The following is an 18,259-nucleotide window of genomic DNA, read 5'->3' as shown; positions in this document are numbered from 1 at the left end:
GCCCGGTTTACCCACGGGATTCACAAGGGGCCGCCTGTTTCAAATGGGCTACGAAGTTACACGGCCGGTGCCGCGCATCCAGTTGCTCGGCCAGTATGCCGTCCCATCCGGTGCGCACCGCATTGGTGGAGCCCGGCAAGCAGCACACCAGCGTCCCGTTGGCCAGCCCGGCCAGTGCCCGGGATTGAACGGTGGAGGTGCCAATGTCCGCCACGGATATCTGCCGGAACAACTCACCGAAACCGTCGACCTGCTTGTCCAACAGACACACAACGGCTTCTGGAGTACTGTCACGGCCGGTAAAGCCGGTCCCCCCGGTGATCAGCACCACCTGCACCACCTCGTCGGCAATCCAGGCGGCGACTTGCGCGCGGATCTTGTACAGATCATCTTTGAGCAGCACCCGGGCCGCGAGATTGTGCCCGGCTTCCGAGAGCCGGTCGACGAAGACCTGGCCCGACGTGTCGGTTTCCAGGGTACGGGTATCGCTGACAGTCAGCACCGCGATATTGAGCGGTACGAAAGGTACATCAGCCTTGGGTTTCATAGGCTCGTCCAGTTGTAGGGGAAACAGCCTGGTGTTATATCACAGCGCCCGATTTTTTCGCCCGTGTGGAGACACCTCATGACCTTGAACAATCCCCTGCCGCCCTGCTCCATCCTGCTCCTGGCGGGCGGACGCGGGCAACGGATGGGTGGACAGGATAAAGGGCTGCTGGAGTGGCAAGGCAGCCCATTGATTGCTCATCTGCATCGGCAGACCCGGGCCATGAGCGATGACTTGATCATTTCCTGCAACCGCAACCGGGAGCGTTACGCCGCGTACGCCGATCAGTTGGTGCATGATGACGAGGGTGATTTCCCCGGCCCGCTGGCAGGCATACGGGCGGGCCTGAGGGCGGCACGCCATCCGTATCTGTTGGTGTTGCCATGCGACGTGCCGCGAATCGACACCAGCCTGCTCGAAGGCATGCGGGAAACGGCAAGCCGACACCCGGACAAGCCATTGATGGTTCGTCATGGCGAACATTGGGAGCCGCTGTTGTGCGTCATCCCGCGAGCCTTGGCCAATGACTTCGAACAGGCATGGAAAGAAGGCGAACGCAGCCCCGGCCGGATCATGCGCACGTTGCACGCGGTCCCATTGCAATGCCCGGCCGACGATCCCCGGCTGGCCAATCTCAATACGCCGGAACTCCTTGCCCAGCACAAAGGCGTGTCAGATTGACACTAGCCAGGAACTTGCTCGCGATGTATACGTCTGAAGGTCAGTAACTTGAAGAAATCCTTTCGGAGAAACACCATGACTCAACGGACCCTCGCTACTTTCATGCTCGCGCTGGGCCTCGCCACTCTCGCCGGGTGCGCATCGCCAACAGTGATTACCTTGAATGACGGTCGCGAAATCCAGGCCGTCGACACGCCACATTATGATGAAGACAGCGGCTTCTACGAATTCGAACAATTGGACGGCAAGCAGACTCGCGTGAACAAGGATCAGGTTCGTACCGTTAAAGACCTGTGATCCTCAGCGTCAAAGCCAGATAAAGAAAAGCCCGCAATGGTTATTGCGGGCTTTTTTGTTGCCTGCTCGAACCGTCGGCTCGCTACCACCCCAACGAAATCCGACTTTCAAAGTCCCGTTCCTGCCCCGTAAGCGGATCGATGAAACGAACACCTCGAGCCAGCAGCTTGAGCGGATTGGCAAAATCATCCACCGCGTCTCGCACCACGTCCGGATAGAACGGATCGTTACAGATAGGCGCGCCCAAGGCGTTCATATGGACCCGTAGCTGGTGTTTTTTCCCGGTGACCGGATACAGGCCGTAGCGCCATAGGTCCCCGCTTTTTTCAAGCACTTCCATGGCCGTTTCGGTGTTGGGCTCGCCCGCCCCCTCCTGCATGCGAAAAAAGGGTTCACCATCGACCATCCGGCTTTTGTGTACGCGGGGAAACGTCAATCCGGGCAATGCGGGAGCGATGGCTTGGTAGAATTTTTCAATCCGTCGCGTTGGAAACAAGGCTTGATAACGCGAGCGGGTGTCCGGATTGGCTGAAAACAACACCAGCCCGGCGGTGTGCCGATCGATGCGGTGCAAAGGCACCAGTTGGGGATTGTCCAGGCGATGAATCAGCCGTCGCAACAAGGTCTGCTCAACGTACTCGCCCGCTGGGGTGACCGGCAGGAAATGTGGTTTGTCCGCCACGACCAGATGTTCATCGACATACAGAATCGACTCCATCACCGGGATCGGCTTTTCGTCCGGTACTTCCCGAAAGTAATGGACGCGCAAGCCTTCCCGGTATGGCAGGTCGGCGCGGATTGCCTTGCCCTCGGCGTCCAGCACCCGGCCTCGAGCGATGCGATCGAGCCACTGCTCGCGGCTGATCGCCCTGAAGCGGTCGCACAGGCAATCCAATACCGTCTGCCAGGGGCCGGGCGGCAGGTAAAGCGTGCTGGCCTGATGCTGAGCTGCGGAAAACGATGGACCGGACATTAAAAAATTCTTCAGCCTGTTGCGGACTGGGTATTATCCGACAGTCACACGAGCCAGCCCAGCAATGATTGCCTCATGCAAGGATTGGCGCCGGCCTCGTCGCGGCCTCGGTGAATTCCTTAAGCCAGCGCAGCACCTCGACCGCCTCCCAGCGCCCCGGATCGTACAGCGCATACAACAGCCCCTGATAACCCACCACATCCAGCTGCTTGTGGTAGCCGGCGCGCTGGAACAGCGCCTCGATCTCGGCAAAACATGTGTTGAAGTGAAGTTTATTGAAGGGCGTCTTGCCTTCGGTCACCAGCCCGTCCAGACGCAATTCCAGGACCGCCTCGCGCACAACGTCCACGGACATCCGGTTCACGCTGTTTTTCAGTTGTTCGACATTGACCAAGGGACCCACTCCAGATAACTGTATGGGCATACAGTAACCGAAGAACGTCTTTTCGCCAATCGCGACGTAGGGACCCAGCCGATGGAAGGTTCAACGTAAAAATGCAGCAACCCGGTCTGGATCGTCGAAGGGCCAGTCCAGTTCGGCGCCTGTATCAACCCTGCGCAGCACTGGAATGCGCAGCCCGTAGGCTTCGGATAAGGCCTCGCTTTCGGCGATATCCACCAACTCCACCAATAATCCATATTCGACGAAAGGCATCAGCACGCTCTCGGCGACTTCACACAGATGGCAACCCAGGGTGCCGAACAGCTGGCATTCAGGAAGCATGGCAGGTAGACCCAAAAAGACAGTTCGCCATTCTAGGCCCACCTCACGCAACCGTCGAGCCGGCTAAAATGCCGCAGATTATTGTCGGTAAAACGCTGATGCAAATCACTGTGCTGAAATGACTTTCCAGTGATGCTCAAGTTTTTTGCTGTTCTACGCTGGATCCAGCAAGCCCTGAAACGGAGTGTCTCTTGTACGCCAACCTGCTGATCATCCTTGCCTCGTCCCTGGTGGTCATCGCCCTGTTCAGGCGACTGCGCCTGCCGCCGGTACTCGGTTACCTGTGCGTGGGCCTGGCCATCGGGCCCACTGCGCTGGACTGGGTCAACGACAGCGAAGAGCTGCCGGACCTGGCTGAGCTTGGGGTGGTTTTCCTGTTGTTTTCCTTGGGGCTGGAATTCTCGTTATCGAAAATGCTCGAGCTGCGTCGGGTGGTGTTTGGACTTGGCAGCCTCCAGGTCCTGGCTTCTGGGTTGCTATTGGGCGTGCTGCTGGCAAGCAGTGGTGTGCCGATGACGGCGGCCGTGTTGCTTGGTGCCGGGCTGGCCTTGTCGTCTACCGCCATTGTCAGCAAGGAACTGACCAGCCTGGGGGAAATCTTCACCAGCCACGGCCAGAACGCCATCGGCGTGTTGCTGTTCCAGGACGTCGTCGCCGTGTTGCTCCTGACCCTGGTGCCGGTATTTGCCGGCAGCAGCGAACACCCGTGGTATTGGGCGTTGCCGTTGACTCTGGGCAAGACCCTGGTGCTGTTTGGCGGCCTGTTGTTGGCCAGCCGACTATTGCTGCCACGGCTGTTCCATGAGGTGGCAGCCTCCCGGTCCGCCGAACTGTTCGTGCTGCTGGCCCTGGTGATCGTGTTGTTGACGGTATGGCTTACGCACCTGCTGGGTCTCTCCCCCGCCCTGGGAGCGTTCCTGGCCGGCATGCTGCTGGGAGAGAGCCACTACCGGCACCAGATCGAGGCCGATATCCGACCGTTCCGCGACATCTTGCTGGGGCTGTTCTTCGTCAGCATTGGCATGCTGATCGACCTGCAATTGTTTGTCGACGATGGCCTGTTGATCCTCGGGCTGACCCTCGCGCTGATGCTCATCAAGGGCAGCGTCGTGGCCGCCCTGGTGAAGTGGCGCGGCAGCGACGGCGAAACCGCCTGGCGCAGCGGCCTCGCCCTGGCCCAGGGCGGTGAATTCTGTTTCGCGCTGATGGCGCTGATGCAACAGAACCGACTCATGCCAGGGGATATCGGCGGCCTGCTATTGGCCGCCACCTTCTGCTCGATGCTGTTGACGCCGCTGTTGCTGCGCGCCGCACCCGGCCTGGCCGCGCGGCTGCACCGCAAACCCAACGAAGAGGCGCAACTGGACCAGATCAGCGCTCTCAATGCCGACTTGTCGAGTCACGTAATCATCTGCGGGTATGGCCGGGTAGGACAATCGATCGGGCGCTTTCTGCGCCGGGAGGGCTTGGCGTTCGTGGCCCTGGATGATGACCCGGTCATCATTCGTGAAGCGTCCGTCGGCGAACGATGCGTGCATTACGGAGACTCACGCAGAGCCGACCTGCTGGCCGCCGTAGGACTGGGTCGCGCAAGGCTGCTGGTCATTGCAGTCGACAAGACGGACATTGCGATGACCGTGCTGAGGGAGGCCCGGCGGGTCAACCCGCAAGTGCCCATCCTCGTGCGCACCCGGGACGACAGCCAACTGGCCGAGTTGCAGGCAGCCGGAGCCACCGAGGTGGTTCCAGAACTGCTGGAATCGAGCCTGATGCTGGCCTCCCATGCGCTGATCATGCTCGGGCTGCCCGAGCAGCGGGTGCGGCACCATGTGGATCAAGTCCGTCACGAGCGCTATGGCTTGCTCCATGGCTTCTATCCCGGCAATCAGGACAAGGAGCCGTAGCACAGGCTCAGTCCTGACTGACCGCTCCGATTTTGTGAATGGACAAGTCGGCCCCGTAGTACTCTTCTTCCTGAGTTAGGCGCAAGCCCAGCACCGCCTTGATCACACCGTAGACCGCGAAACCACCGACCAGGGCGATCAACACGCCGAGGGCGGTGCCGACGAACTGGCTGGCGAGGCTTACCCCGCCCAAGCCACCCAAGGCGTCCTGGCCGAAAATCCCGCAGGCGATACCGCCCCAGACGCCGCACAGCCCATGCAGGGGCCAGACGCCCAGCACATCGTCGATTTTCCACTTGCCCTGGGCCGCGGTAAAACACCAAACGAACAGACCGCCAGCAATTGCGCCGGTCACCAGGGCACCCATCGGATGCATCAGGTCGGAGCCGGCGCAGACCGCCACCAATCCGGCCAGCGGGCCGTTGTGCAGGAAACCGGGGTCGTTGCGCCCAACGACCAGCGCCGTCACGGTCCCACCGACCATCGCCATCAACGAGTTGACCGCCACCAACCCACTCACGCCGGGCAAGGTCTGGGCGCTCATCACGTTGAAGCCGAACCAGCCGACGATGAGAATCCACGACCCCAGTGCCAGGAACGGAATGCTCGAAGGCGCGAAGGCCACCAGACGACCGTCCCGGTAACGCCCGTTTCGCGGTCCGAGCAGGAGCACCGCGGCCAGTGCCAGCCAGCCGCCCATGGCGTGCACCACCACGGAGCCGGCAAAGTCATGGAAGCTGGCACCAAAGTGCGCTTGCAGCCAAGCCTGGAAACCGAAATTGCCATTCCAGACCAGACCTTCGAAAAACGGATAGACGAACGCCACGATCAGCACCGTGGCGCATAACTGCGGGACGAACCGGGCACGCTCGGCTATCCCGCCAGAGATAATCGCCGGGATCGCGGCGGCGAACGTCAACAAGAAGAAAAACTTCACCAAACTGTAGCCGTGGTCGGCACTGAGAACTGCCGCCGGTTGCAGGAAAGTCACGCCGTAGGAAATCCAATAACCAATGAAGAAATAGGCCAGCGTCGATACCGCGAAATCGCTGAGGATTTTCGACAGCGCGTTCACCTGATTCTTCTGCCGGACCGTTCCTACTTCCAGAAACGCGAACCCGGCATGCATGGCCAGGACCATGACCGCGCCGAGCAGGATGAACAGCGTGTTGGAGCTATGGACCAGACCGTCCACAGCACTTTGCAGATTTTCCATGGTATTGGCAGACCTGAAGAAGTTGAAAAAGCACCGTGATGGTTCATCCCAGCCGGTCATGCACCAAGTTGAGACCGAACGACCGACCATAGGTGGGCAGCCGAACCGCTTTGGTGCATGAAACGCGACAACATGACGCCCCGCTTGGAGGTGCTTCGCCGGCTTTGATTATTTGGGTTAAGGTTTTCGGGCTTTCGCCCAGCTTCAGCGCACCGGCACACCTCGGCGCACCAGCACATGGCAAAGGGCGGAGCAAAAGTTGTACCAGTCAGTTTCACTGAACCTTCCGGTTGGGCTCATACTCGAACGCTTCAGACGTCACTTACGGAGATCCACCCTCATGGCCAGAACCCAGGCAAAGACTGCTCAAGAAACGTTGATGGATGATTTTCAGACGCTGGTCAAAGACACCGAACGATTGCTGGATCACACCGCCACGCTGGCAGGCGACCAGGCGGACGAACTGCGTGGCCAGATCCACGAAACACTGCTGCGCGCCCGCGAAACCCTTAAGTTGACCGAAGATTCAGTGCGTGAGCGCGGCCAGGCAGCCATGATCGCTACCGAAGAATACGTACAGGCCAATCCCTGGCAATCGGTCGGCATCGCGGCGGGCGTAGGCTTTTTGATCGGATTGTTGGCGACACGGCGCTGATCATGGGCATCGACGAATCCGGATCGCCCGAAACGGGCACTAAACCAACAGCGCGTCGCCTGGGCGCGGCATTCCTTGGATTGCTGCACAGCCACGTCGAGTTGTTCGGTATTGAACTGCAGGAACAAAAGGCTCGCACCGTCAGCCTGTTGTTATTCGCGGGGCTGGCATTGGTTTTCGGCCTGCTGTTACTGGTGGGGCTGTCGGCTCTGGTATTGATCCTGGTGTGGGATACCTATCGGTTGGCGGGCATCATCGGCCTGTGCCTGTTCTACCTGCTTGCGGCGCTGTTCTGCGGGCTTCGGCTCAAGGCAGCGATTTTTGATGAGTCCTCGCCTTTCCACGCCACTCTCGAAGAACTCGCCAACGACCGGGAGCGCCTGTTGCCATGAGTCGCCCTAATGCTCCTCAAGCCCGTACGCGGCAGGAAATGCGCAAGGCACTGGTGCGCCTGCGCATGGAGATGCATCGCCAGGAAATTCGTCAGGAAACGCGACAATTGCTGCACCCGTTGCAACGGGTACGCGGATTCACCCAGAGCTGGCACGAAGGGTTCGGCCTCAAGCACGCCTCGCTTTGGGGCGTCGCCGCGGTGAGCCTGCTCGGCTTTCTCGGTGGCAAGCGAACCCGCAGTGGCCGCTCCGGTGGTTTGTCGCGCCTGATCCGACTGGCGACCGCCGTGCTTCCGCTGATCAAACTGGCCAAGAGTGCGCGCAAGCCTTGAGGCGAATCGACGGGCTCTTCCATCGAAGAGCCCTGTTCGACCGTCGACGCAGCAACACTCGGGCACAACTGATCGGGGTCCTGAGCCCTTGCAGGACGGCGCTCGAACCGGGAAGCTAGGACTTCGACTCATCAAACGGAGCAACCGGCTTTGGATTGGCACACCCTGCTGACGCGCGAACGCCTGGGAAAACCGCTGCACAGCCCGGAAGAGCTGGGCCGCAGTCCATTCCACAAAGACCACGATCGCATTATCTTTTCCGGTGCCTTCCGCCGCCTCGGGCGCAAGACGCAGGTGCATCCGGTTTCCAGCAACGACCATATCCACACGCGCCTGACCCATTCGCTGGAAGTCAGTTGCGTCGGTCGCTCCCTGGGTATGCGCGTAGGGGAAACCATCCGCGGCGCCCTGCCCGACTGGTGTGAGCCCAGTGATCTGGGCATGGTGGTGCAGTCGGCCTGCCTGGCCCATGACATCGGCAATCCACCGTTCGGCCATTCGGGCGAGGACGCCATCCGCTACTGGTTCCAACAGGCGGCGGGACGGGGCTGGCTTGACGCAATGAGCGAGGCCGAGCGCAACGATTTTCTCAACTTCGAAGGCAATGCCCAGGGCTTCCGCGTCCTTACGCAGCTCGAATACCACCAGTTCGACGGCGGCACCCGCCTGACCTATGCGACCCTTGGCACGTACCTGAAGTATCCCTGGACGGCTCGCCACGCCGATTCCCTGGGCTACAAGAAGCACAAGTTTGGCTGCTACCAGAGTGAACTGCCGTTGCTGGAGCAAATCGCCCATAAACTCGGCCTCCCGCAAATCGAGGATGAGCGCTGGGCAAGGCATCCGCTGGTCTACCTGATGGAAGCCGCGGATGACATCTGCTATGCGCTCATCGACCTGGAGGACGGCGTCGAAATGGACCTGCTGGAGTATCCGCAGGTGGAATCGCTGCTCCTGGACCTGGTGGGTGATGATCTGCCAGAGACGTACCGTCAACTCGGGCCGCTGGATTCGCGGCGGCGAAAGCTGGCGATCCTGCGAGGCAAGGCCATCGAGCACCTGACCAACGCGGCCGCACGGGCATTCGTCGAGCAGCAGGAGGCGTTGCTCGCTGGCACGCTGCAAGGCGATTTGGTGGAACACATGCACGGCCCTGCCAAGCGTTGCGTATTAAACGCCAAGGACATGGCCCGCAAGAAAATTTTCCAGGACAAGCGAAAGACCCTGAACGAAATCGGCGCCTACACCACGCTGGAGATCCTGCTCAATGGTTTCTGCGGCGCAGCCCTCGAACAACACGGTGGCCGTACGCCGTCGTTCAAGAATCGCCGGATTCTCGACTTGCTGGGCAATAACGCGCCCGATCCTCAAGGTTCACTTCACAGCGCCTTCCTGCGGATGATCGACTTCATCGCCGGCATGACTGACAGCTATGCAAGCGACATGGCACAGGAGATGACCGGCCGCACTCGCCAATAGCAGGCGATTGCAGCCGGCGATCGGTAGGGAAACGCGACCTGGCGCTCGCTTTGCAGCCTGCGCCTGGAGCCTTCCGGTTGTCAGCTCGTCATTTTCTGCCGCTGAAATAACGGCACAGTTTCTTTTCCCCAACTATTAAAAGCGCGGTTTTATATTCAATAAAATGTAAAACATGCCCTCCTCGCTCCACTTGCCTACCTGCCCCCCTAAATACGTCGTGGTATCCCGCTTCTTTTTTTGTAGGAAACTTCTGAAATTGATCGTGCATGCCGGTCTCCCCGCACGAGTTAGCCTTAACTGGGCTAAGGTGCGCGCTTTATAAGAGCTCTAGGGGACTTTATTCATGAACTCCGTTTTCATTGTCGACGATCATCCGGTCATCCGCCTCGCTGTCCGAATGCTGCTGGAGCATGAAGGCTATAAAGTCGTCGGAGAAACTGACAATGGCGTCGACGCGATGCAAATGGTGCGTGAATGCATGCCGGACCTGGTCATCCTCGACATCAGCATTCCGAAACTTGACGGGCTGGAAATTCTTTCGCGCTTCAACGCCATGACCACGCCCCTCAAGACGTTGGTCCTGACGGCGCAATCGCCAACGCTGTTTGGCATTCGCTGCATGCAATCCGGGGCTTCCGGCTATGTCTGTAAACAGGAAGATCTCAGTGAACTGGTCAGCGCGATCAAAGCCGTATTATCCGGCTACAACTATTTCCCCAGCCAGGCACTTAACCCTGTTCGTCCAGATGATCCACGCAGTTTCGAGTTGGACCTGTTCAAAAGTGTCAACGACCGGGAGTTGATGGTATTGCAACTTTTTGCCCAAGGTCGGACCAACAAGGAAATAGCCAAAGGCATGTTCCTTAGCAATAAAACTGTCAGCACTTATAAAAAACGACTCATGCAAAAACTCAAGGTGAAGTCCCTCGTCGACCTTATCGAAATGGCAAAACGCAACGCACTGGTGTGAGAAACAACAGAATGCTCAAATGCATAAGCCGCTACTTTTTGTTGTTAGCCGCAGGACTCCATGCAGGGCTCCTCCTGGCGACAACGAATGTGCCTCAGGCCTACTCGCTGCTGAGTCGCGCGGCCGCGGATCATATCGAGATCAGGCTCGACGATACCCAGCGCGCCTGGCTCAAGGAACGTCGCGAACTGATCCTGGGAACCTCCGCCCCGGATTATCCGCCTTTTGACCTTTCCAGCAGTGGCCGCGACTACGAAGGCATGACCGCCGATTATGCCGGAGTCATCGCCAAGGCGACCGGCCTGCCAATGACCGTACTGCGGTTCGATTCGCGGGAAGCCGCCATCGCCGCGCTCAAGGCCGGAGAAATCGACCTGCTCGGCACTGCCAACGGGTTCGAAGCGCAGAATTCAGGCGTCGCTCTTTCGGCACACTACGCTGTCGATCAACCGGTGCTGGTCACCCGGACGAATGAAAGCCGCCCGCTGAACGAAGACCTCAAAGGGCTGCGGCTCAGCATGGTCTATCACTACCTGCCGTTGGAGGAAGTCAAACAGCTATACCCCACGGCCCGCATCAACACGTATCCCTCCTACCAGAACGCGATCAATGCCGTTGCCTTCGGCCAGGCCGATGTCTTTCTTGGCGACGCCATCTCCACCCACTACATGATCAGCAAGGGGTACTTGAACAACATCCGCATGGCCAGCTTTGCCAAACACGAGGCACACGGGTTCGGCTTCGCGCTCCGGGAGGACGACACCCGCCTGTTGGACATCGTCAATACCACGCTCAACCAGATTCCCATTGCCGAACAAGCGGCAATCGCCAAGCGCTGGAGGGCAGGCAGCGACCTGTACCTCGCCGAACATAAAATCCAGCTGACCGACCGCGAACAGGACTGGCTGGCTCGGCACCCGGTGGTCCGGGTGGCGGTGAACGAAAGATTCGCGCCCTTTACTTTTTTCGACCCAGACGGGGATTTCCACGGCATCAGCGCCGACCTGCTGGAACTGATCCGCCTGCGCAGCGGCTTGCGCCTGGATATCCAGCGTTATCAGGACGATGACGAAATGATCGCCGCGGTCCTCGGTGGCAAAGCCGACGTGATCGCCGCGTTGCTGCCTGGCAGCGAACGACAGAAATCGCTGAAATTCAGCCGTCCCTACATGGACAGCTCGTTTGTATTGCTTACCCGCAAGCAATCCAACACACCGGCGACGCTGGACCAGTTCGGCGCGCGGAGCCTGGCCGTTACCAAAGGCAACCCCATCATCGAATGGCTACGCAGCCAGTATCCAGACCTGCGAATTATCGAAACCGTCGATTCGCAGCATGCCGCCCAGTCGCTCGCCGAGGGGCAAGTCGACGGCAGCGTGAACGCGCTGGTCATGGCCAACTATTTCCTGGCGTCCCATACGCCGCAGGGCAAGCTGCAGATCAGCAGCACCGTCGGCACCCGCGACGCCATGTTCTCCCTGGCCACGGCCAGGAACGCGACGGAGCTGAGCGCCATCCTCGATAAAGCCCTGACCAGCATCGACCCCGATGAACTGGGCGTGATCGACAACCGTTGGCGCGGCTATATCCCGGCCTCGGAAAGCACATGGCGCACCTACAACCGCCTGTTTCTCCAGGTCGTAGCGGGGGCAGGCCTTTTGCTGCTGCTCTCACTGGCCTGGAATGCCTATATGCAACGGCAGATCCGCCAACGCCAGCGGGCGGAACTGGCCCTCAATGACCAGCTCGAGTTCATGCACGCCCTGCTCAACGGCACGCCCCATCCCATTTATGTAAGAGACCGGGACGGGGTCCTGCAAAGCTGCAACGACAGCTACCTGGAGACGTTCGACGCAAGACGCGAAGACGTGATCGGCAAGGACATCATGCCCGGGGCCATGAGCAACGCCTTCGAAGCGCTGGAGTACCAGGCCGATTATCGACGCGTCATGGCCCAGGGCACCGCACAGATCATCGATCGGCCCCTGCACATCGGTGACCGCAAGCTGACGATCTATCACTGGATACTGCCTTACCGTAACTCCGCGGCCCAGGTGCAAGGGATCATCGGCGGCTGGATCGATATCAGCGAACGGCGACAGCTTGTCGAGGATCTGCGAGCCGCCAAGGAACAGGCCGACGACGCCAACCGGGCCAAGAGCACGTTCCTGGCCACCATGAGCCATGAGATCCGCACCCCCATGAATGCCGTGATCGGCATGCTCGAATTGGCGCTCAAGCATGCCGACAAGGGCCAGATGGACCGCGCGGCGATTGAAGTCGCATACGAGTCGGCTTCCGGCATGCTCGACCTGATCGGCGATATCCTCGACATTGCCCGTATCGAATCCGGCCACTTGGGCCTTGCACCCGAACGGGTCGACCTCAAGGCGCTGGTGCAATCGGTCATGCGGGTTTTCGAAGGACTGGCCCGGCAGAAAAACCTGGCGTTGTCGTTGCGATTCGAGCCAACCGAGGGTAACCCGGACGTGCTGATGGACCCGTTGCGATTCAAGCAGGTGATTTCGAACCTCATCAGCAACGCCCTGAAGTTCACCGAGGGAGGTGAAGTGAATGTCAGCGTGAGGCTGTCCCGCACGATCGGGGAAGACTCCCTTCGAATGCAACTGGACGTGCGCGACAGTGGCATCGGCATCAGCCCCGCCGACCTGCAACGCCTGTTCGAGCCGTTTGCCCAGGTCGACAATGGCAACCGGATGGCCCGCAAGGGCGCTGGGCTGGGCCTGGTGATCAGCCGCCACCTGTGCCAGGTCATGGGCGGTGAACTGCACATGAACAGCCAACCGGGCGCAGGAACCCAGGTCCGGGTTTGCCTGCCCTTGGCCATCCTGCCCGACGCAAAGGCTCGCGCCCCCGTCGCGCCTGTCGTTGAAACAGCCGCCTGCGCGCTGAACGTCCTGGTCGTGGACGATCATCCGGCCAATCGCCTGTTGATGTCGCAACAACTGGACTACCTGGGTCATCACCACCATGTCAGCCATGACGGCGAACAGGGATTCAAGGCCTGGCAGGAGGGGAATTTCGACCTGGTCATCGCCGACTGCAACATGCCAGTCATGAGCGGCTACGAGCTCGCCGGAGCAATCCGTCGACACGAGGCCGAACAACGGCGGCCGCCCTGCACCATCCTCGGGTTCACCGCCAATGCACAACCCGAGGAAAAACAACGCTGCAAGGAGGCGGGCATGGACGACTGCCTCTTCAAGCCCATCAGCCTGAGCGCCCTGCATCAGTGGATGAGCACGATCAAACCCGGCGGCCGCGTCCACGCTTTCAACGTTCAAAGCCTGCAGATGCTGACTGGCGGCGACCCTGTCTCCATCCAGCGTCTGCTGGCGGAACTGCTCAGCAGCAATCGCGCAGACCGCCAGGAGCTACTCGACGTCGCCCGAGGGGCAAACCCACAGGCGATCACCGAGACCGCACACAAGATAAAAGGCGTCGCCCGTATCGTGCAGGCGACTTCATTGATCCAGCTGTGCGAGACACTGGAGCAGGCCTGCCAACAAGGGCTCGCGCCGGAACGCATCGATGAATGCACGCATGCCCTGGGCCGGGCGATGAGCGAACTGGAGCAGGCCCTGGAAACAGAGATCGCCAAGGCAAAATAACCGGTGTTTACTATGCTGTTCGCTCAGCAGTGCGTAGCCGGGGGCGATCTCCCCCAACACTTGGAGTGATGGAAATGCCCAGCGCACCGCGTCCGCAAAAACGCCGGTTTCCCCTGCACGTTCATATCAGTGTGATGTTCACGCTGCTCTTGCTGCTGACCGGTGTGGTGCTGGGCGTCTTCAACTATCGGCAAACCACCCAGATCATCCTGTCTGGCAGCGAACAGCTGTTCAATCGAATCGAACAGGACGTGCGCCTGGACCTGTACGACACTTATGAACCGATCCGCCATCTGCTGGGCCTGCTGGCCCACTACCCGGCGACGCGCGAACCGGGGATGGCCCAGCGACTGACGCTCCTCGCCCCCTTCACCCAGGCACTGCGGGACAACCCGAACCTGGCATCGCTGTACCTGGGCGATCGCGACGGCAATTTCCTGATGGTCCGGCCTTTGGGCTCCGAGGCCTCGAAGACGGCGATCAAGGCACCGGCTGCCGCGCGCTACGAGGTCTGGACCATCGAGCGCACGGCTGACGAAGGCCAGGTGCTCTCCCAATCATTGTTCTACGATCAGGCCCTGGCGCTCATCGGTCGCCGCGACAACTCAGGCGAGACCTTCGATCCGCGCAGCCGCGGCTGGTTTCGCAGCGCGATGGACACCTCCGAACAAATCACCACCGAACCCTATGTGTTTTTTTCCAGCCGCAACATCGGCACGACCCTCGCCCGCCGCAGTGGCGATCAGGCCGTCATCGGCGCAGACCTCACCCTGGCCGCCCTCTCCCAGACGCTGGCCAAGCACAAAGTAACCGCCAGTACCGAGATTGTCCTGGCGGATCTGCAAGGCAACGCCGTGGGTTATCCCGACAGCGGCCGGCTGGTGACCGACAGCCAGTCGGCACGCCTGATCAAGGCGCGCGACTTGCATCCGGCCATTGCCGCCGCGCTCGACAACGACACTGATACGCCGCGCCTGGAGGCGGCGGGACGCGAGTGGATCGTTTCTCGCAGCCACATGCAGGAAGGCGGGCCGAAGGGCCTGGAACTGGCGTTGCTGGTTCCGGAAGACGAGCTGCTCGCCGGCGCCTATCGCATGCGCTGGCAAGGCGCGCTGATCACCCTCGCCACCTTGCTGCTGTGCCTGCCCTTGGGCTGGCTGACCTCCAGGATTTTGGTCAAGCCATTGCGGGCCCTGGTGCAAGAGGCCGATGCCATCCGCAGTTTCAATTTCCATTACCCGGTGTCCCGTCGCTCCCCCGTGTTGGAGGTTGACCAACTGGGCGTTTCAATGGCCCGCATGAAGGAAACCCTGGCGAGCTTTTTCGAAATCACCGCCAGCCTGCGCGCCGAAACCCGCTTCGCCCCGCTACTGGAGCGAGTGTTGTTCGAGACCGTGAAAATTGGCCAGGCCCAGGCTGGCCTGATCTACCTGCGCGAAAACGATGGCGAGCACATCAAGCCCTGCGGACTGGTCATCGACGGTTCCCCTCGGGACCCGCAAACCTTCGCCCTGCGAGGTTACTCACTGGACGCTGCGGACAATCCCCAATGGCTTCGCGAGCTGGCCGTCGCGCAAACCCTTGTATCGTCCCTGGGTTTCGAACAGGCGGGCGATTTGCGCAGTGTCCTGCTTGCGCTGGACGCGCCACGGGTACACCTGATCGGCATCCGTCTGTGCAATCGTCACCAGGAAACCGTTGGCGCGCTGGTTCTGCTGATCACCGACACCGGCACCGAAGCGGACCTGGAAAAACTCCAGCCGGATCGCATCGCCTTCCTGCAGGCCGTGTCCGGCACCGCGACGGTGAGCATCGAAAGCCAGCGCCTGCAAGCCAGGCAAAAACAATTGCTGGACTCGTTCATCCAATTGCTGGCCGGCGCGATCGATGCAAAGAGCCCCTACACCGGCGGCCATTGTCAGCGAGTACCGGCCCTGACGCTGATGCTCGCCCGGGCCGCCGCCGCCAGCCCGGCGCCGGCGTTCGAAAGCTACCGCCCGACCGAAGACGAGTGGGAGGCGCTGCACATCGCGGCCTGGCTACACGACTGTGGCAAGGTCACCACGCCCGAATACGTGGTGGACAAAGCCACCAAGCTGGAAACCCTGAACGACCGTATCCACGAGATCCGTACCCGCTTCGAAGTCCTCAAGCGTGACGCCTGGGTCGACTACTGGCAGGCGCTGGCAACCGGAGGCGAACCCTCATCCCTGGCAGAGCAACGGGACGCGACACTGGCCGCCCTCGACGATGACTTCACCTTTGTCGCACGCTGCAACCTGGGCTCCGAAGCCATGGCCGATGCCGACCTGCAACGCTTGCAAACCATCGCCCGCCGCACGTGGACCCGGACCCTGGACGATCGCCTGGGGGTTTCCTGGGAAGAAAACCGCCGCCAGGCGCGCACGCCCAAGCCGACATTGCCCGTGAATGAACCCTTGTTGATGGACAAACCCGAGCATCTGTTCGAGCGGCACGAGGCCGAGTTGATTCCAGAGGACAATCCCTGGGGCTTCCAGCTCGATGTGCCGACCTGGAAATACAACCGCGGCGAACTCTACAACCTCAGCATCACGCGTGGCACGCTGACCCGCGAAGAGCGCTACGTGATCAACCACCACATGGTCCAGACCATCCTGATGCTCAGCCAGTTGCCCTTCCCCAGCCACCTGGAAAATGTTGCGGAAATTGCCGGCGGCCACCACGAGAAAATGGACGGCACCGGCTACCCCAAGCGATTGAAGCGTGAGCAGATGAGCCTGCCGGCTCGAATGATGGCGATTGCCGATATCTTCGAAGCCCTGACCGCGGCCGATCGCCCCTATAAAAAAGCCAAGAAGCTGAGCGAAGCCCTGGGCATCATGGCCACCATGTGCCGTGACGCCCATATCGATCCCGAGCTGTTCGGGCTGTTCATCGAAGAAAGAATCTACCTGCGCTACGCCGAGGCGTTTCTCGACCCGCTCCAGATCGATGAAGTCGACCCGGGCGACCTATTGCTCAGGGCTGGATTGAAAGCATGATCAGCAATCGGTCAGGCGCAGGAATATCGCCGCCAACTGTTCGATACCGGCCTGGTCATGCTCGCTGAAGCGCGCCAGTTTGGGACTGTCCAGGTCCAGCACGCCGACCAGGCGCCCGTCCTTGACCAGCGGCACCACCAACTCGCTGTTCGAGGCGCTGTCGCAGGCGATATGCCCGGGGAACGCATGCACGTCCTCGACGCGCTGGGTCTGGCGGGTCGCCGCAGCGGCGCCACACACGCCGCGACCGAAGGGAATCCTTACACAAGCGATCTGCCCCTGGAACGGCCCCAGCACCAGCTCATCGTTGCGATTGAGGTAAAAACCGGCCCAGTTGAGGTCGTCCAGCTGACTGAACAGGAACGCCGAGAACTGTGCGGCGTTGGCGATGAAATCGCGCTCATCCGCCAGCAGCGATTGCAACTGAGCCGATAACAAGCCATAGCCTTCGAGGCCTTCGCCAGTGCTTTTCAAATCGATCATGCATCTTGCTCCAGCAATTTCAGGCCCACCCAATAACGGGCAAATTGATAGGCGCAACGTCCGTTGCGATTGCCGCGTCCGGTCGCCCAGCGAACCGCTTGTATTTCCAGCGCCTCGTCACGCTGCCAGGCCAGCCCGGCCTTCGCCGCGAGCTCGCCGATCCAATGCTCAACCACGTCGAGAAAATGCTCTTGGGTGAACGGATAAAACGACAGCCAAAGCCCGAAACGGTCAGACAAGGCAATCTTGTCCTCCACGGCTTCGCTCGGATGAAGCTCGCCGTCGACCCGCTTCCAGTTCTCGTTGTCGCTTTCCTTTTCGGGCACCAGATGACGACGGTTCGAGGTGGCATACAGCAGCACGTTGTCCGGGGCCTGTTCGAGGGATCCGTCGAGCACGCTCTTGAGTACGCGGTAGTCACCTTCGCCGGACTCGAACGACAAGTCATCGCAGAACACCACGAAGCGCTGGGGCAATTTCGCCACTTGATCGACCACCCGAGGCAGATCGGCCAGATGATCGCGTTCGATCTCGATCAAGCGCAGGCCCTGGCCAGCATGTTCGGCCAGCAACGCACGTACCAGCGAAGACTTGCCCGTGCCGCGCGAGCCCCACAGCAAGGCGTGGTTGGCAGGCATGCCATCGATGAACTGCCGGGTGTTGCGCCCCAACTGTTCGACCTGGCGATCAACGCCGATCAGGTCCGACAAGCGCATATCGAGGCTGACCTGGAGCGGCAGGAGAAAACCGCCGCGCCCGTCGCGCTGCCAACGGGCGGCCAGGGTCTGGTTCCAGTCGATGGCGGGCCGTGGCGCAGGCAAAAAGGGCTCGATACGGGTCAGCACCGCATCGGCGCGTTCAAGAAAAGCAATCAATCGGGCGTCCACGTCTTTTCCTCGGACAGGTTCACGGTAATGATGACGCTACAGCGACGAAACGACAAAGCCGATG

18 protein-coding genes are annotated in these 18,259 nt (G+C 60.5%); 10 read left to right on the top strand and 8 right to left on the bottom strand.

Features of this window, described 5'->3' with window-relative positions:
• Positions 1-7: 7 nt before the first annotated feature.
• The gene (gene moaB / locus J3P92_RS08960; RefSeq protein ID WP_434610448.1) at positions 8-547 is read right to left on the bottom strand and encodes a molybdenum cofactor biosynthesis protein B; all 540 of its coding nucleotides are present in this window, start codon (positions 545-547) and stop codon (positions 8-10) included.
• 78 nt (positions 548-625) lie between these two features.
• On the opposite strand from moaB, the gene mobA reads away from it, so the two are divergent.
• Together mobA and J3P92_RS08950 are read left to right on the top strand one after the other, a co-directional pair.
• Positions 626-1,228, top strand: coding sequence for a molybdenum cofactor guanylyltransferase MobA (gene mobA, locus J3P92_RS08955; RefSeq protein ID WP_420764772.1), 603 nt, complete (start codon positions 626-628; stop codon positions 1,226-1,228).
• A gap of 75 nt (positions 1,229-1,303) precedes the next feature.
• Complete coding sequence (locus J3P92_RS08950; RefSeq protein WP_039588986.1) at positions 1,304-1,525, top strand: YgdI/YgdR family lipoprotein; 222 nt, start codon at positions 1,304-1,306, stop codon at positions 1,523-1,525.
• Positions 1,526-1,607: 82 nt separating this feature from the next.
• Here the strand turns inward: J3P92_RS08950 and J3P92_RS08945 are convergent, their stop codons facing one another.
• The 3 genes from J3P92_RS08945 to J3P92_RS08935 form a co-directional block, all read right to left on the bottom strand.
• A complete protein-coding gene (locus J3P92_RS08945; protein ID WP_434650443.1) occupies positions 1,608-2,498 on the bottom strand; it encodes a pseudouridine synthase in 891 nt (296 codons plus the stop codon).
• Between the two features lie 73 nt (positions 2,499-2,571).
• Positions 2,572-2,892, bottom strand: a complete 321-nt coding sequence (locus tag J3P92_RS08940; protein ID WP_420764774.1) for a transcriptional regulator — start codon at positions 2,890-2,892, stop codon at positions 2,572-2,574.
• A 90-nt stretch (positions 2,893-2,982) separates the two neighbouring features.
• Positions 2,983-3,222, bottom strand: coding sequence for a glutaredoxin family protein (locus J3P92_RS08935; protein WP_420764775.1), 240 nt, complete (start codon positions 3,220-3,222; stop codon positions 2,983-2,985).
• A 191-nt stretch (positions 3,223-3,413) separates the two neighbouring features.
• Here J3P92_RS08935 and J3P92_RS08930 point away from each other — a divergent pair, with 191 nt between their 5' ends.
• Positions 3,414-5,126, top strand: coding sequence for a cation:proton antiporter (locus tag J3P92_RS08930; protein ID WP_434650441.1), 1,713 nt, complete (start codon positions 3,414-3,416; stop codon positions 5,124-5,126).
• Positions 5,127-5,133: 7 nt separating this feature from the next.
• Here J3P92_RS08930 and J3P92_RS08925 read toward each other — a convergent pair whose 3' ends face one another.
• Positions 5,134-6,342, bottom strand: coding sequence for an ammonium transporter (locus tag J3P92_RS08925; RefSeq protein WP_434563162.1), 1,209 nt, complete (start codon positions 6,340-6,342; stop codon positions 5,134-5,136).
• A 340-nt stretch (positions 6,343-6,682) separates the two neighbouring features.
• On the opposite strand from J3P92_RS08925, the gene J3P92_RS08920 reads away from it, so the two are divergent.
• From J3P92_RS08920 to J3P92_RS08905, 4 genes are all read left to right on the top strand, one after another.
• Positions 6,683-6,997 carry a DUF883 family protein gene (locus tag J3P92_RS08920; RefSeq protein WP_420764778.1) on the top strand — a complete coding sequence of 105 codons (315 nt, stop codon included), beginning with the start codon at positions 6,683-6,685 and terminating at the stop codon, positions 6,995-6,997.
• A 2-nt stretch (positions 6,998-6,999) separates the two neighbouring features.
• Entirely contained in the window at positions 7,000-7,389 is a 390-nt protein-coding gene (locus J3P92_RS08915) for a phage holin family protein (protein ID WP_434563160.1), read from the top strand.
• Positions 7,386-7,721, top strand: coding sequence for a hypothetical protein (locus tag J3P92_RS08910; protein WP_420764780.1), 336 nt, complete (start codon positions 7,386-7,388; stop codon positions 7,719-7,721). The genes J3P92_RS08915 and J3P92_RS08910 overlap by 4 nt, the downstream gene beginning before the upstream one ends.
• Positions 7,722-7,871: 150 nt before the next feature.
• Positions 7,872-9,200, top strand: a complete 1,329-nt coding sequence (locus J3P92_RS08905) for a deoxyguanosinetriphosphate triphosphohydrolase (protein ID WP_434563156.1) — start codon at positions 7,872-7,874, stop codon at positions 9,198-9,200.
• A gap of 88 nt (positions 9,201-9,288) precedes the next feature.
• On the opposite strand, the gene J3P92_RS08900 is transcribed toward J3P92_RS08905, so the two are convergent.
• The gene (locus J3P92_RS08900; protein WP_434650439.1) at positions 9,289-9,468 is read right to left on the bottom strand and encodes a hypothetical protein; all 180 of its coding nucleotides are present in this window, start codon (positions 9,466-9,468) and stop codon (positions 9,289-9,291) included.
• A 75-nt stretch (positions 9,469-9,543) separates the two neighbouring features.
• Between J3P92_RS08900 and J3P92_RS08895 the strand changes: the two genes are divergently transcribed.
• The 3 genes from J3P92_RS08895 to J3P92_RS08885 all read left to right on the top strand — a co-directional run bounded on the left by J3P92_RS08895 (position 9,544) and on the right by J3P92_RS08885 (position 16,825).
• Entirely contained in the window at positions 9,544-10,170 is a 627-nt protein-coding gene (locus J3P92_RS08895) for a response regulator (protein ID WP_420764782.1), read from the top strand.
• Positions 10,171-10,181: 11 nt separating this feature from the next.
• Entirely contained in the window at positions 10,182-13,802 is a 3,621-nt protein-coding gene (locus J3P92_RS08890; protein WP_434650437.1) for a transporter substrate-binding domain-containing protein, read from the top strand.
• Between the two features lie 74 nt (positions 13,803-13,876).
• A complete protein-coding gene (locus tag J3P92_RS08885) occupies positions 13,877-16,825 on the top strand; it encodes an HD domain-containing phosphohydrolase (RefSeq protein WP_434650436.1) in 2,949 nt (982 codons plus the stop codon).
• On the opposite strand, the gene J3P92_RS08880 is transcribed toward J3P92_RS08885, so the two are convergent.
• The gene (locus J3P92_RS08880; protein WP_434563150.1) at positions 16,826-17,308 is read right to left on the bottom strand and encodes a GAF domain-containing protein; all 483 of its coding nucleotides are present in this window, start codon (positions 17,306-17,308) and stop codon (positions 16,826-16,828) included.
• Positions 17,305-18,195: an ATP-binding protein gene (locus J3P92_RS08875; protein ID WP_434650435.1), complete on the bottom strand. Its 891-nt coding sequence runs from the start codon at positions 18,193-18,195 to the stop codon at positions 17,305-17,307. The genes J3P92_RS08880 and J3P92_RS08875 overlap by 4 nt, the downstream gene beginning before the upstream one ends.
• Positions 18,196-18,259: the final 64 nt, after the last annotated feature.

Source organism: Pseudomonas sp. D3-27, from assembly GCF_051132165.1.
In the GTDB taxonomy this organism is placed as follows: Bacteria; Pseudomonadota; Gammaproteobacteria; order Pseudomonadales; family Pseudomonadaceae; genus Aquipseudomonas.
This window is presented reverse-complemented; position numbering and strand designations above follow the sequence as displayed.

What these genes read in the sequence shown, in the direction of transcription:
- J3P92_RS08890 (WP_434650437.1), top strand. Translation starts at nt 10,182, where the DNA reads ATGCTCAAATGCATAAGCCGCTACTTTTTGTTGTTAGCCGCAGGACTC.
- J3P92_RS08925 (WP_434563162.1), bottom strand. Translation starts at nt 6,342, where the DNA reads ATGGAAAATCTGCAAAGTGCTGTGGACGGTCTGGTCCATAGCTCCAAC.
- J3P92_RS08950 (WP_039588986.1), top strand. Translation starts at nt 1,304, where the DNA reads ATGACTCAACGGACCCTCGCTACTTTCATGCTCGCGCTGGGCCTCGCC.
- mobA (WP_420764772.1), top strand. Translation starts at nt 626, where the DNA reads ATGACCTTGAACAATCCCCTGCCGCCCTGCTCCATCCTGCTCCTGGCG.
- J3P92_RS08895 (WP_420764782.1), top strand. Translation starts at nt 9,544, where the DNA reads ATGAACTCCGTTTTCATTGTCGACGATCATCCGGTCATCCGCCTCGCT.
- J3P92_RS08885 (WP_434650436.1), top strand. Translation starts at nt 13,877, where the DNA reads ATGCCCAGCGCACCGCGTCCGCAAAAACGCCGGTTTCCCCTGCACGTT.
- J3P92_RS08945 (WP_434650443.1), bottom strand. Translation starts at nt 2,498, where the DNA reads ATGTCCGGTCCATCGTTTTCCGCAGCTCAGCATCAGGCCAGCACGCTT.
- moaB (WP_434610448.1), bottom strand. Translation starts at nt 547, where the DNA reads ATGAAACCCAAGGCTGATGTACCTTTCGTACCGCTCAATATCGCGGTG.
- J3P92_RS08920 (WP_420764778.1), top strand. Translation starts at nt 6,683, where the DNA reads ATGGCCAGAACCCAGGCAAAGACTGCTCAAGAAACGTTGATGGATGAT.
- J3P92_RS08900 (WP_434650439.1), bottom strand. Translation starts at nt 9,468, where the DNA reads ATGCACGATCAATTTCAGAAGTTTCCTACAAAAAAAGAAGCGGGATAC.
- J3P92_RS08935 (WP_420764775.1), bottom strand. Translation starts at nt 3,222, where the DNA reads ATGCTTCCTGAATGCCAGCTGTTCGGCACCCTGGGTTGCCATCTGTGT.
- J3P92_RS08880 (WP_434563150.1), bottom strand. Translation starts at nt 17,308, where the DNA reads ATGATCGATTTGAAAAGCACTGGCGAAGGCCTCGAAGGCTATGGCTTG.
- J3P92_RS08915 (WP_434563160.1), top strand. Translation starts at nt 7,000, where the DNA reads ATGGGCATCGACGAATCCGGATCGCCCGAAACGGGCACTAAACCAACA.
- J3P92_RS08910 (WP_420764780.1), top strand. Translation starts at nt 7,386, where the DNA reads ATGAGTCGCCCTAATGCTCCTCAAGCCCGTACGCGGCAGGAAATGCGC.